The 13,063-nt window shown below is 70.6% G+C and carries 11 protein-coding genes; 4 read left to right on the forward strand and 7 right to left on the reverse strand.

What is annotated here, in order from left to right:
- Window positions 1–189: 189 nt before the first annotated feature.
- On the forward strand, window positions 190–762 hold the full coding sequence (locus ABH933_RS02705) for a hypothetical protein (RefSeq protein WP_429414751.1): 573 nt from the start codon (window positions 190–192) through the stop codon (window positions 760–762).
- On the opposite strand, the gene pknB is transcribed toward ABH933_RS02705, so the two are convergent.
- Window positions 737–2,668, reverse strand: coding sequence for a Stk1 family PASTA domain-containing Ser/Thr kinase (pknB, locus tag ABH933_RS02710; RefSeq protein ID WP_429415726.1), 1,932 nt, complete (start codon window positions 2,666–2,668; stop codon window positions 737–739). The genes ABH933_RS02705 and pknB overlap by 26 nt on opposite strands.
- 184 nt (window positions 2,669–2,852) lie before the next feature.
- Between pknB and ABH933_RS02715 the strand changes: the two genes are divergently transcribed.
- On the forward strand, window positions 2,853–3,221 hold the full coding sequence (locus ABH933_RS02715; protein ID WP_429414754.1) for an Rv2175c family DNA-binding protein: 369 nt from the start codon (window positions 2,853–2,855) through the stop codon (window positions 3,219–3,221).
- Window positions 3,222–3,270: 49 nt separating this feature from the next.
- On the opposite strand, the gene ABH933_RS02720 is transcribed toward ABH933_RS02715, so the two are convergent.
- The 4 genes from ABH933_RS02720 to ABH933_RS02735 form a co-directional block, all read right to left on the reverse strand.
- Entirely contained in the window at window positions 3,271–4,197 is a 927-nt protein-coding gene (locus ABH933_RS02720) for a phytoene/squalene synthase family protein (RefSeq protein WP_429415729.1), read from the reverse strand.
- Window positions 4,198–4,241: 44 nt separating this feature from the next.
- The gene (locus ABH933_RS02725) at window positions 4,242–5,867 is read right to left on the reverse strand and encodes an alpha-(1->6)-mannopyranosyltransferase A (protein ID WP_429414757.1); all 1,626 of its coding nucleotides are present in this window, start codon (window positions 5,865–5,867) and stop codon (window positions 4,242–4,244) included.
- 129 nt (window positions 5,868–5,996) lie between these two features.
- Complete coding sequence (gene crtI / locus ABH933_RS02730; protein WP_429415732.1) at window positions 5,997–7,523, reverse strand: phytoene desaturase family protein; 1,527 nt, start codon at window positions 7,521–7,523, stop codon at window positions 5,997–5,999.
- 21 nt (window positions 7,524–7,544) lie between these two features.
- A complete protein-coding gene (locus ABH933_RS02735) occupies window positions 7,545–8,711 on the reverse strand; it encodes a polyprenyl synthetase family protein (RefSeq protein ID WP_429414760.1) in 1,167 nt (388 codons plus the stop codon).
- Between the two features lie 257 nt (window positions 8,712–8,968).
- Here ABH933_RS02735 and ABH933_RS02740 point away from each other — a divergent pair, with 257 nt between their 5' ends.
- Together ABH933_RS02740 and ABH933_RS02745 are read left to right on the forward strand one after the other, a co-directional pair.
- On the forward strand, window positions 8,969–9,988 hold the full coding sequence (locus ABH933_RS02740) for a methylenetetrahydrofolate reductase (RefSeq protein ID WP_429414763.1): 1,020 nt from the start codon (window positions 8,969–8,971) through the stop codon (window positions 9,986–9,988).
- 164 nt (window positions 9,989–10,152) lie between these two features.
- A complete protein-coding gene (locus ABH933_RS02745) occupies window positions 10,153–10,917 on the forward strand; it encodes a hypothetical protein (protein ID WP_429415735.1) in 765 nt (254 codons plus the stop codon).
- Here ABH933_RS02745 and ABH933_RS02750 read toward each other — a convergent pair.
- Window positions 10,901–12,109, reverse strand: coding sequence for a glycosyltransferase (locus tag ABH933_RS02750; RefSeq protein WP_429414766.1), 1,209 nt, complete (start codon window positions 12,107–12,109; stop codon window positions 10,901–10,903). The two genes, ABH933_RS02745 and ABH933_RS02750, sit on opposite strands and share 17 nt — an antisense overlap.
- A 163-nt stretch (window positions 12,110–12,272) precedes the next feature.
- Window positions 12,273–12,965: an LppM family (lipo)protein gene (locus ABH933_RS02755; protein WP_215919072.1), complete on the reverse strand. Its 693-nt coding sequence runs from the start codon at window positions 12,963–12,965 to the stop codon at window positions 12,273–12,275.
- Window positions 12,966–13,063: the final 98 nt, after the last annotated feature.

The raw sequence follows: 13,063 nt of genomic DNA on the forward strand, positions 1-13,063 counted from the left end.
GTGAGGGCAGTCTCCCGTTGAAATCCGTTGTGCCGGGGCAACTTTCGATCCGGGATTAGTGATGTGGGTAGGATCACATCGAGAGAAAGTTTGCCAAACTGTTGCTGAGGTCGAATTGCTGGGTTAGGTTTCCAGTGTTCGTGCTTCAGTTCTACGAACCGCATGCGGGAAACTTCGCGGGAGGACCTGATGAAGGTTATATCGGTAGCAGATGAGTTGCTCGAGGGAATGTATGTGCCGTCCACGGATTCGGACCGGTACGCCGCGGGCTCGGATGTCATCGCCAATGCCATAGCTGTGAGCCCCATACTCGTCGATCCCGTGGGCGTGCATCGATCCGAGGCCGCCGCCCGGCCGGTCGCCGATCGGCCCGCGGTGCAGGACCGCGCCGCCCGGCGCGCTGCCGGTGGTGATCGGCTCGGTGGCGGCGCGCGCCGCCCGGCCCTGCTCGCTGCGGCCGCCCTGGCTACCTACGAGACGGTCGTCGACGGGATCCCGGTCTCGGTGGCGATCGAGCGCCCGGAGGCGGACCGGGCAGGGGAGGCGTGGCGTTGCCGGATTCGCGTCATCCGCGGCACCGGCCGGCGCGAGCAATCCCAGGTTGTCGGGGTCAGTGCGGAGGCGGTGTTGCGGGAGGCGATCGACCTTGCCGCGACCCGGCTGGGTGTCGCCGGGGCCGATCTGCTGGGCGAGGCGAGCGTGGGAATCCCGGCGCCCGCGCGGGCCGCGCGGCCGGTCAGAAGGGAAGGATGGTCAGCGTGATCGTGCTGCCCGGTTCGACGTTCGCACCGCCGGTCGGCGACTGCACGCGGACCGTGCCCTGATCGGTGCTGAACACCCGGTTCACCACGACCTTGAAGCCCTGGCCCTCCAGTTCGGCGCGCGCGGTGGCCGCGCTCTTGCCGATCTCGTCGGGCACCTGAACCGCATTCGAGACATACAGCGTGACCGAGCTACCCGACAGCACCGAGGTGCCCGCCGGCGGATCGGTCCCCACGACCTGGTCGGCCTTGTAATGAGGGTCGAAATGAGTTCTGGTGTCCTGCACGGTGATTCCCGCGCGCTGCAGCGCCGCCTTGGCGTCGTCGGTGCTCTGACCGCTCAGATCGGGCATGGTGACCTGCACGGATCCCTTGCTGCGGAACACCTTCACGTCGGTGCCACCGGGCACCACCGTGCCCGGTGCCGGACTCAGCTGCGCCACACTGCCCTGGGGTGCGGTGCTGGCGATCTCGCCGCTGTCGACCGGAATCAGTCCCTGATCGCGGATGGCCTGGTCGACGGTGCTCACGTCCTGACCCGACCGGAACTGCGGCACCCTGGGCTGCCCGGTCGACACCAGCACCGCCACCATCGACCCCTTCAGCACCCGGGTCCCGGCGGACGGATCGGTGCCGACGACGCCGCCGATCGGAACGGTGTCCGAGGCCTTGTCGCGGACCGTGGTGGAGAACCCGTCCTTGCGCAGCTCGGCGGTCGCGGTGGTGGTGTCCATCCCCGCGATCGCAGGGACCGGCGAATAACGCTCCACCGCCAGATACCAGCCGCCGATGCCCAGCAGCAGGGCAAGCGTCACCACGATCGCCGCCCAGATCAGCACGAGCCGCCGGGATCGGCCGCGGTTGTCGGCGTATTCGGGATAGTAGGGCTCCGGCTCGGCCGGCCGGGCATATCCGGTGGGCTGGGCGTGCATGCGGGTGTCGCTGAGCACCCGGGTGTGCGGCGAGGCGGGCTGGTCGGGCGCGAGGCGCGTGGTCATTTCCGTACGAGCCGGCGGCGGTGGGGGCGGCACGGCCCGGTAGCGCGCCGAGACGTGCTCGGCCGACTCCTTGGGCGCGGGCACCCGGTAGCTGGGCAGGCCCAGCTCCCGGACGATGCGCCGCAGCTCGCCGGCCATCTCGGCGGCATCGGCGAAGCGGTGCGCGGGGTCGCGGGCGGTGGCCCGGGCGACCAGGTCGTCGAATTCCGGCGGCACGCCCTCGATGAATTCGCTCGGGCTCGGAACGTCCTTCTCGACGCGCTGATACGCGATCGACAACGAGGTGTCACCGGTGAACGGCACTCGGCCGGTGAGCAATTCGAAGATCAGTACGCCGAACGAGTAGACGTCGCTGCGGGCGTCGGTGGTGCCGTTGGTGACCTGCTCGGGCGAGAGATAGGCGGCGGTGCCCAGAATCACGCTCGCCGAGGTCATGTTCGAGGCGGCCACGGCGCGCACCAGGCCGAAATCGGCGATCTTCACCTCGCCGGCATCGGAGATCAGCACATTCTCGGGCTTGATGTCGCGGTGCACCAGCCCGGCGTGATGCGCCACCCCGATGGCGGCCAGCACCGGCTCGGCGACCGCGGCCACCGCGTGCGGGGGCATCGGGCCGCGTTCGCGCAGCAGCTCGCGCAGCGTGCCGCCCTCCACCAGCTCCATGATCAGGAACGGGTGATCGCCGTCGATGCCCTGGTCGTACACCGCCACCAGGGACGGGTGCTTGAGCTTGGCCACCGCCCGCGCCTCGAATTCGAAGCGGGTCAGGAATTGTGGGTCGCCGGCGAAATTCTGATCCATCACCTTGATCGCGACGGGCCGGTCCAGGCGGGTGTCCACGCCCCGGAACACCATCGACATGCCGCCGCGCGCGATCGGTGCGTCGATGCGGTAGCGCCCGTCCAGCATCTGGCCGATCAACTGCTGTCCTCCGACTTTCACAAAGCTCTCACCTCTAGGTATGGCGCCGATCCGCGGCACGATCTCGGCGACGAGCGAGTGCCGCCCCGGTGGCGGCCACCCCCGATCGTATAGGCGGAATCGCGGTGGGTGTCTCACGACGTGCTCCGGCAAACCGACTACCGTGTTCGTTGTGAGTGCATTTCCATGCAGCGACGACATCCTGCCGGAGTCCGTCACCCTGCTCCCGCTGCCCGATGTGGCGGACCAGCTGGGGATGGCCGTGACCCGGGTACATCAGATGCTGCGAGATCATCAGATCATCGCGATCCGCCGCGAGGGCATCGCCGGAATCCCCAAGGATTTCTTCGACTCCGACGGCGAGATCACCAAGCATCTGCCCGGCCTGATCACTGTGATGCGCGACGCGAAATACAGCAACGAGGAGATCCTGCAGTGGATCTACCTCGACGACGAGTCGTTGCCCGGGCGTCCGATCGATGCCCTGCACGGCCCGCTCGCCCGTGAGGTGCTGCGCCGCGCCGCCGCCGATCCGTTCTGAGGATTGCCCGCCCCTTCGCACCCGCGTCCGGTCGACGCGGGTGCGGGGGTCACGCGCGGCCGCGGCGCAGCGTGAATTCCGTTGCCGCGACGCGGAGTCTGCGTCGCCGCGGGACCACCGCGCGCCGGGCAAAGATCTCGTAGTCCTGCCGCTCCACCTCGTCCAGGATGCCCGCGTACAGCACCGCGGCGGTCCGGATCGCCGGACGCACCCTCGGTCGTAGCAGGCCGATGCCCGGTTCGGCGGTGCGATAGAGGTCGCGGTTGACGGCGATCAGGTGCGCCAGGGCGCGACGCAGCCGCGGCTCGACGCGGCCGGAATCGCGGCAGTGCCGCAGCAGCTCCTCCTCGACGCCGAAGGCCGCCAGCTCGGTCGTCGGGAGGTAGATCCGCCCGCGATCCAGATCCTCGCCGACGTCGCGCAGGAAATTGGTCAGCTGGAACGCCTCGCCGAGGGCGGCCGCCGCCGGTTCGGCCTCGGGCACCGGGACCACCGTGCCCAGCACCGGCAGCAGCTGCAACCCGATCGCGGCCGCCGAGCCGCGCATGTACTCGCGCAGTTCTGCCATCGTGCGGTAGCGGGCGCGGAACAGCGCGGTTCCGGGGACGTCCATCCGCATGGCATCGAGGAAGACCCAGAAGTGCTGCGGCGCAATGCGATATCGGATGATGGTGTCCGCGACCGCCGCCAGGACGGGATCGTCCGGATCGGCGGGACCGCCGTCCAGTCGTTCGCGCAGGCGCCGCTCGATCCGATCCAGGCGGTGCGCCGCGTCGGAGTCGCCCTCGGATGCGCCGTGATCGACGATGTCGTCGACGGTCCTGGCGAACGCATAGAGCGCATGCACGGCCGGGTGCTGCTCGGGCGGTAGCAGCCGCGTGGCCAGGAAGTAGGTGCGCCCGTGCTCGGCGGCGATCGCCCGGCACCGCCGATACGCCGACGACAGCTCCCCGCTCGTGGCGTTGGCGATAGTCATGCTGAAATCCGCCGAATCCCGGACGCCGTCGCCGGCGACGGTGGTCATCGCGCAGGCGGGCCGGCGTCGGCGGTCGTCCGGCCGGTGTCGCCGCGCAGCCGCAGCGGATCGACCGTGCGCAGCGACAGCGCCGCCACCACCGCGACGAAGGTGGCCGCCGCGACATGCCAGAAGTTGTACATCCCGATGGCTCCACCGGGCTCGAAGACCAGCATCAGCCAGGTACACAGGCCCACCAGCACCATCAGCGTCCCGGTGGACATCGCGAATCCGGCGGCCAGAGCAAGCGGCCACGAGTAGTACCAGGGCAGCGCGGCGGGGGACAGGATGACGATCGCGATGAACGCGATCAGGATGCCCATCACCGCATCCTTCTCGCTGAGCTTGAAGCGCCACCACGTCCACAGCAGGACCACCACCAGCGCGACGGCACAGATGCTCCGGGTCCAGTACAGCACCGATTCCAGCTGCCACGGCGTGAACCAGGTGACCATGTGCGCCATGATCGTCGGCAGCGAGAGCCAGTTGATGATCTTCTTCGATCCGGACAGCGCGGTCAGCCAGCCGATACCGACGCCCGCGACGGCCGAGGCGGCCGCGAAGACCACCGCGAATATCGAGATGCCCAGCCCGCCGATCTTGGCGAAGGTCCACATAGGGTGCGGCAGCGGCCCCTCGTTCAGGGCCGCGCGGCGTTCTCGCTCGTGAATCATCCAGATCCACACCAGGAAGGGCAGCGCGACACCGGCGGTGGCCTTGATCGCGACGGCGACCGCGAGCACCACGAAGCCCCACGTGTGATGGTGCTCGAGGACCAGCGCGATCCCCGCGGCCATCAGCCCGACCATCAGCATCTCGTTGTGCGCGCCGCCGATCAGGTGGATGAGCACCAGGGGATTGAGCACCGCCAGCCACAGGGCGACCGTCGGCTTACCGCCGAGATGCTTGGTCAGGTGCGGGACCGCCCACATCATCAGCGCCAGACCGGGCAGCATCACCCAGCGCATGACCCAGGTGCCCGCCACCACGTTGCTGCCGGTGACGGTGGTGATCCACTTGCCCAGCAGCAGGAAGATGGGGCCGTAGGGGGCGGTGGTGGTGGTCCAGACCGGGCTCACGTTGTCCAGCAGCACGCCCGGGTTGGCGACCGGCCCCACCTTGTAGGGGTCGAAGCCGTCGCGCAGCAGCGCGCCCTGCGCCAGGTAGGAGTAGACGTCCTGGCTGAACATCGGGACCGCGAACAGCAGCGGCAGGATCCAGATGCCGACGATCGCGCGCAGCTCGTTGAGCGTCACGTCGCTGTAGGCGGCGTCGCGCCCGATCGTGATGCGGCCCAACCGGACCCAGGCGATGATCATCGCCAGCACGCCCAGCCAGACGACCATCGTCGCCAGCGCGTACCCGTGCCCGAAGCGCAGCCACGAGAGGTGCGCGGACTCGAGCAGTGGATCGTTGCGGCGGGTGGCGCCCGCGCCGAGACCACCGACGGTGATCAGCAGCGAACCCCAGAAGCCGAGCAGCGCGGCCTTGCCCTCGGGGCTACGGAAGAAATCGGCCGAGAAGCGCAGCCACCACCGCGGGGTGTGCGGCATCACCGTGGCCGCGGTCTGCGGGGCCTCGGTGGTTGCCGTGGGTATCACGGTGGCGGTCAACGGTTCGGGGGTCGGCATAGGTAGTCGTTCCCCCCAGCAATTCCGGTGCGGTCGAGACCGCGGTCAATAGGTCGCGGGCCAGTTTAATAGTCCGGAAGGAACACTAGCGCGCCGGTTCGTGTCGATTGGTTGCCGGGATGGCATACATCACGCGGATCGGCCGCGCGAACCCGTGATCCGCTGGGCGGCCAGCTTTCCCGACAGCAGTGCGGTCGGCACGCCGACGCCCGGGGTGGTGCCGCATCCGGCCAGCACCACGTTGCCCGCGGCGCGCGGCAGATTGCGGGTCCGGAACGGTCCGGTCTGACGGAACAGATGCGCCGCGGAGAAGGGCGTGCCCGCGATCATGCCCCGATCCGCCCAGGTCCGCGGCGTGTCCAGGTGGTCGGCGGTGAAGTGCTCGGCGATGCCGCGATAGCCGCGGCCCTCCAGGACCGCCAGCAGCTCGCGCAGGTAGGGCGGGCCCAGCCGGGGCCAATCCAGTGGCGCCGCAGTTAGATTGGGGCACGGGGCCAGCAGCGACAGCGGCTCGTGGCGGGTCCCGCGGTCGATGAACAAACCCGGATCCGACAGTGCGGGCCGGGTCAGCAGCAGCGAGGGGTCGCTCATCAGCCGTCCCCGGCCGGGCCGGGCGGCGATCTCGGTGAACGTGCGATCCCAGGCGCGTCCGAAGTCGATGGTGTGGTGGGCCTGCACCGGCCAGCCCGCGGCGATCTCGGCCGGGATGGTGCCGTGCGCGACGACCGCGGAGGGGGAGGCGCGCAGCGGGCGCCGCCGCGCGATCCCGAACCGGCGCAGGGAGCCCAGGTCGGCGGTGAGGACGACGGCGTCGCACTCGTAGGTTCCCGAGGCGGTGTTCACCCGGAGCGCACGACCGTCGCGGTAATCGATACCCGTTGCCTCGGTGTTCAATTCCAACGTCCCGCCGGCCGCGGTGAACGCCCGCGCCAGCGCCGCCGTGACCGCGCGCATGCCCCCCTCGGGGAAGTACACGCCCAGGCAGGTGTCCATGTTCGGGATCGCGCCGTACACGCCCAGCGCCTGCGCGGGCGCCATGCCCGCGTACAGCGCCTGGAAGGTGAACAGCCGGGCGAGACGCTCGTCGTGCAGGGTCCGTCGCACGCGCGGCCCGAGCCGGCCGAACGCACCGAGCCGCACGAGTTCGGTCAGGGCCGCCCGTTTGCCTGGGTCGGTGACCATATCCAGCGGGGAGTCGAAGTTCGTGTCCATGAACGGCCCGTAGGCCGCGCCGTAGATCCGCCCCAGCCAGTCGCGCAGCCGCCGGTAGCGCGGGACCTCGTCCGGCCCGCACGCGCGGGCGACCTCGGCCGCCATCTCGTCCGGATCCGAGTGGACCGCGATCGTCGTGCCATCGGCGAAGCGCGCCCGGTAGGCGGGTGTCAGCGGATGAATGCGCAGGCCGCAGGATTCGGCGTCGGTTCCGACAGCGGCCAGCGCCTCGCCGATCAGCTCGGGCAGCGTGAGAACCGTTGCTCCGGAATCGATCTCGTAGTCCGGACCGCGATACACCCCGACTCGCCCGCCGGGATGGTCCGCACGTTCGAGCACGGTGACCGAGTGTCCGGCGCCGGTCAGGTAGAGCGCGGCCGACAGCCCGGCCAGGCCCGCGCCGACCACGACGACGCGTTCGGTCGCGCCGGAGACGGTCTTCATCGTCATGTGCCGCGCGCGACCTTACGAGACGCGCTTGGTCGCTGCCACGGCCATCGCCTCGAGACGTGCCTTCGCGCCGGGCGTCGCCGAGCAGGCCGCCAGGGCCGCGAGGCCGCGGTCGGTGAGGTCGGCGATGCGGCGCTCGACGTCGTCGACCGCGCCCAGGCCTGTGATCACCTCGCGGAGCCGGGTGACGTCGTCCGGGCTCAGGTCGGTGCCGATCCGGGTCCGGATCAGTGTGGCCGCGGCCGGATCGACGGCGTCGGCGCGGCGCAGCGCCTCCGCGATGAGCACGGTGCGCTTGCCCTCGCGCAGGTCGTCCCCCGACGGCTTACCGGTCACGGCGGGATCGCCGAAGACGCCGAGCAGGTCGTCGCGCAGCTGGAAGGCCAGGCCGATATCGGTACCGAATTCGCGGTAGGCGGTGATCAGCGCCGGATCGGCGTCGGCCAGGGCCGCGCCCAGGTGCAGCGGCCGTTCGATGGTGTACGCGGCGGTCTTGTACCGGTTGATCCGCATCGCCGATTCCACCGAATCGTCCGCTTCGGCCTCGCCGTGGATGTCCAGCAGCTGCCCGCCGAGCACCTCGGTGCGCATGGCGGCCCACACCGGCGTGAAGCGGGCGCGCGCCGCGGGATCCAGCCGCGCGCCGGCGACCATGTCATCGGCCCACGCCAGCGCCATATCGCCGATCAGAATGCCGACGCTGGCGCCGAAATGCCCTGCGTCGCCGCGCCATTCGCGGGAGCGATGCTGATCCTCGAAGGCCACGTGCACGGTCGGAAAGCCGCGCCGGGTGCGGGAGGAGTCGATGATGTCGTCGTGGATCAGGGCACACGCCTGCACCAGCTCCAGGGCGGCGCAGGCGCGCAGCACGGCCGGGGCGTGCGGTCCGTCCTGATCGCCGCCCGCGCCGAGCCAGCCGGTCCAGGCGAACGCCGGGCGGGTGCGTTTGCCGCCGCGCAGCACGAAGTTCTGCAGCGCCTCGATCGCCTCGATCACCACGGGCCCCATGCTGCCGACGGTCTCTCGGCGTGTGGCGAAGAACCGTCTCAACGCCTCCTCGACGGCGCCGACCAGCCAGGTTGTGTCCGCGGGGGTCGGGCGGGTCGAGGTATCTGCTCCGGCGGGCAACGAAACCTCCCAGGTGAATGGCCGCGACAGCACCGCTGGAAAACGCTGACGCATATGGTTCGGACGCGCGGGCGTCCCTGGATGGGAACGATACTGCGTCGGTCGAGGGCGTCTTGCGGGCGTGTCGCCGTCGCCGCGCCTGGTCCCTCGGCCCCGCACGCCGAACCTCGGGGGCGTGGCGCCGTCTCGGGCGCGTCGAGGTGGCAAACGGGGCTCTCACCTGCGGCTGGGCCGACAGATTCGGCGCGTCGCGCTCGAGTACTGCGGGGCGCGGGGCCGGATGCGTACGGTGTCCGCATTACACTGGGCCGGTGAGCTTCGACAACGTACGGGGACGATCGACCCCTGGCCGACCCCGGACGCCGCAGGTCTCCGGAACTCGGTCCATTGTGGCGCAGCTGGGGCCGCGCCCCGACGGGAGCATCCCGTTCTCGGTGGAGTTCAATCCGCCGCGCGATGCCGCCGCCGAGGCACGGCTGTGGCGCGCGGCGCGCGAATTCGAGCGCATGCATCCCGCGTTCGTCTCGATGACCTACGGGGCGGGCGGCTCCACCCGCGACCGGACCGCCCGGGTGACCGGTCAGCTCGCCACCGAGACCACGCTGCTCACGGTGGCGCATCTCACCGCGGTCGGGCACAGCGTGGCCGAGCTGCGCTCCATCGTGGGTTCCTACGTCGACGCCGGGATCCGCAATCTGCTCGTGCTGCGCGGCGACCCGCCCGGGGATCCGCTGGGGCAGTGGAACAAACACCCCGGCGGCGTGGAGTACGCCGAGGAACTCGTGCGCATCGTGCGGGACCTGGGCGATTTCCACGTCGGGGTGGCCTCGTTCCCGCAGGGGCACCACCGCTCGCCGGACCTGGACCACGACACCGCCTACCTGTGCGCGAAACTGCGTGCGGGCGCGGAATATTCGATCACCCAGATGTTCTTCGACGTCGACGACTATCTGCGCCTGCGGGACCGAGTGATCGCGTGCGACCCGGTGCAGGGCGCCAAGCCGATCATTCCCGAGCTCATGCCGATCACCTCGCTGCGGACCGTGCAGCGCGCGGAGGAGCTCTCGGGCCGGACCCTTCCGCCCGCGCTGCTGGCACGCCTGGAGCGGGCCGCGGGCAACGATCCCGAGGCCAACCGTGACGCGGTGCGCGAGGTGGGCATCGAGATCGCCACGGAGATCGGGCAGCGGCTGATTGCGGAGGGTGCGCCCTGCCTGCATTTCATCACGCTGAACTTCGCCAAGGCCACCACCGAGGTGTTGACCAACCTCGGATACACCATGGCACCGTCGGCTGTCGAGGCTCAGCTGCGGAGTGTCGCACGCGAATAACGGTGGATTTGCTCTAGCTGCGCGTAGCGTTCTCGTTCGTCCCTGACGACGAGGAGAGCCCTGTGTTGACCCACCCCACCGGCTCCGCAAGCTCCGCCGGCTTACCGTCCCCGAGGTTGACCCACCCCACCGGCTCCGCAAGCTCCGCCGGCTTACCGTCCCCGATGGTCGTGTTGCGCAATCTCGTTCGGATAGCCGGTGCGGTGACCGTCTCCGCGGCGCTGACCTGCGCGGGCGCCTCCACCGTGGTGGCCGCGCCACCACCTGCCCCCGCGGTGGACCCCGTCGCGGCCGGTTCGGATCCCTCGGCACTGGCGGCCGGTGCACTCGCGGCGCTGGCCGCGGGCTGGCGCACCGACGCTGCCCAGAGCGATGCGCTGGACGCTTACCAGCGCGCGGTCGACGGGCTGCAGCGCTTCGGCATCGAGCCGTTCCTGTATCCGTCGGCGGCGGCGTTCTGCCGGCAGGGCACCACGATGGGCCTGGTTCCGGCGATCGCCGGTGCGGTACCGGGGCCGTGGCCCAAGACGACGGTGCAGGTACCCGGGGTCGATCTGTCCGCGGTGAAATCGGGACAGACCATGTTCGCGTTCGTGCCCTACGGTGTCGGGCCCGACGGCGCCGACACCTCCGGCATGCAGGTGCTGTGGTTCAACGCCGCCACCGGCCGCGGCGGCCTGGCGCCCATGGGCACGCTGACGCAGGTCGCCACGACGATGGTGCCCGCTCAGGTGCCCGAGAAGATGCGCCCGCTCGCGCGGGAGGCCATCCAGAATTTCCTGGTCGCGTCGCTGCCCCTGGGCGGCGTGCGCGCGGTGCCGGTGGACACCGGCTCCGGCACGGTCCTGGCGGCCGTGTTCGGCACCGTCCGCAACGGTAACCGCGACTGCTTCTTCCTGCCGACGGTCGGCGTCACCGAGGTGCGTTGAGCCCGCTGCCGACCAGTTCGGCCCGCTCGGCGACGGCGCGGCCCTTCCACGTGAGCTTCCCGGCCCGGTGCAGGCGGTGGGAGCGATACGACAGCCGCAGGTAGGCGGCGACGGAGACCGGATGTGCCAGGGCCGCAAGCAGGTCCGCCCGTTCGAGGCCGCCGCCGGACTCGAGGGAGCGGGCGGCGAGTCGTCCCGCGACGGCGCAGGCATATCCGGCCAGGCCGATGCGGCGCAGGCGACCGCGACCGGCCACGGCGGCCAGCGGGGGCGCCCAGTAGGCGAGCGCGGCCACCGCGCCCACCGCGACGCTGCCGGTCACCGATCCGTAGGCCGACCACAGCCAGCGGGTATAGCCGGCGTCGAGTTCGGTTGCGCCCCGGTACATCCGGGTGTTCGCGATGCGTCCCGCGGCGACCACCTCGGTGCGCTGCCCGGCCCGGCGCAGTGCCCGCGCGAGGGCCAGATCCTCGGTGATCCGCGTGGCGACGGCGGCATGCCCGCCCACCGCGTGGTACGCCGCCGCGTCGAAGACCAGGAACTGCCCGCAGGAAACGGCCGTCGAGGGGCGCAGGCTGCGCCCGGTCAGCGGCATCGGCAGGGTCGAGGCCCACGACCAGCACAGCAGTGGTTGCACCAGCGCCTCGGCGGTCGATTCGGCCCGCTGGCGCGGCCATGGGGACACCAATCCCGCACCGGTGCGCCGCAATTCGCCGACCGCGGCGGCGATCGCGCCCGCGCCGATCCGGACGTCGGCGTCGAGGAATATCAGCACCCCGGCCGGGGCAGCGCCGGAATCCGCACCGGCCCCGGCGATCTCGGCCAGCCGGGCGCAGGCGGCGGTTTTGCCGGTCCACCCCGGTTCCGGCTCCGCCTCCGCGGCGATCACGGTGAATCGCTCGTCGTCCGCGGCCGCCGTGCGGGCGGCGGCGTAGGTGTCGTCCTCGGACCGGTCGTCCAGCACGAGCACGCGCATCCGCGAAATCCCGTGCTGCCGACGCAGATCCGCGATCAAGCCCGGTAAGCGCCCGGCCTCGTTGCGCGCCGGGATGCAGACCGTCACCGGTTCGATGACCGGCGGCCCCACGACGCCGAGTTGCCGCACGCCGAGCCGATTCACCGCGGCCAGCGCGCACCCGCCCGCCGCGATCGCCGTCCCGGTGGAAACGAGCCGCGCCAGTGTGGTTCTCATGCGTCGTCCATCCTCGCGTTCGATCCTTCCTCACATCGGTCGAATCGCACAGTGCACCATCGCGTGCCGGTATGTCACATCCGGTGACATTCATGCACAGAATCCGGCGTCGTGCCAGTGCTTCCGGAACCCGGCCGCAGGGGAGGCCGTCCGCGCGGGCGGGTCAGACCTTCTCGCGGGTGAGGTAGCGCGGGGCGGGGTTGCGGGCCATATAGGCGACGACGGCGACCAGGGCGGCGACGGCGAGGGTGATGCCGCCCACGATCCCGGCCCAGCCCGCGAACGACCGCGTATTGGGATCGGCGTAGCTGACCTCGGCGTGCAGGGTGCTGACATCCCCGGCGGGCAGCTTCCACGACACCACCGAATCGCCCCCGCGGGTGCCGTTGGTGGTGGCCACCCGGGCCGGGAAGGCGACGGTGAACTGGATGTCCGAGCCCTGCGGCGGGACGGATTTCAGGTCGGCGCGGCCGGACAGCGTCACCAGATCGCCGGTCCGGACGAACTGCAGGTTGAACATCCCCTGGGTCTGGCTGGAGAGGCCGCCCAGTTCACCCACCTCACCGAAGGTGAGATCGTCGAAGTACACCTGGCTGCCCAGGTAGCCGTCCTGGGCATAGGGTTCGACTCGCACCTTGGCGGTCAGGGTGGGGGGAACCTTGAGCTGAGGTCCCTTGTCCTTGGCATTGGCGGGCACGACCGCGACGACGATCCGCCCCGACACCCGGTCGTTCGACGACACACCCATCGAGACCTGCACCCGCAGACATCCCGCGAGCAGCGGCATGAGCAGGGCGATCAGCAGTACCGCCGACCAGGTACGGCGGCGGGCCGGTGTGTTCGTGATCGCGGGCATCGGTGATGTCGGACTCGGTTGCACGGCTCACATCGTGCCATGACACGCCGACCGCATCGGAACGCGACGGCTCGGTGTCGGCGCGGCGCGGGGCCGGG

Origin of the sequence: Nocardia sp. GP40 (assembly GCF_050434125.1) — a bacterium.
Classification (GTDB): domain Bacteria; phylum Actinomycetota; class Actinomycetes; order Mycobacteriales; family Mycobacteriaceae; genus Nocardia; species Nocardia albiluteola.

Excerpts from the sequence above, each read along its gene's own strand:
- ABH933_RS02705 (WP_429414751.1), top strand. The coding sequence starts at position 190 with ATGAAGGTTATATCGGTAGCAGATGAGTTGCTCGAGGGAATGTATGTG.
- ABH933_RS02735 (WP_429414760.1), bottom strand. The coding sequence starts at position 8,711 with ATGCGTCAGCGTTTTCCAGCGGTGCTGTCGCGGCCATTCACCTGGGAG.
- ABH933_RS02750 (WP_429414766.1), bottom strand. The coding sequence starts at position 12,109 with ATGAGAACCACACTGGCGCGGCTCGTTTCCACCGGGACGGCGATCGCG.
- ABH933_RS02725 (WP_429414757.1), bottom strand. The coding sequence starts at position 5,867 with ATGCCGACCCCCGAACCGTTGACCGCCACCGTGATACCCACGGCAACC.
- ABH933_RS02745 (WP_429415735.1), top strand. The coding sequence starts at position 10,153 with ATGGTCGTGTTGCGCAATCTCGTTCGGATAGCCGGTGCGGTGACCGTC.
- crtI (WP_429415732.1), bottom strand. The coding sequence starts at position 7,523 with ATGAAGACCGTCTCCGGCGCGACCGAACGCGTCGTCGTGGTCGGCGCG.
- ABH933_RS02755 (WP_215919072.1), bottom strand. The coding sequence starts at position 12,965 with ATGCCCGCGATCACGAACACACCGGCCCGCCGCCGTACCTGGTCGGCG.
- ABH933_RS02720 (WP_429415729.1), bottom strand. The coding sequence starts at position 4,197 with ATGACTATCGCCAACGCCACGAGCGGGGAGCTGTCGTCGGCGTATCGG.
- pknB (WP_429415726.1), bottom strand. The coding sequence starts at position 2,668 with ATGCTGGACGGGCGCTACCGCATCGACGCACCGATCGCGCGCGGCGGC.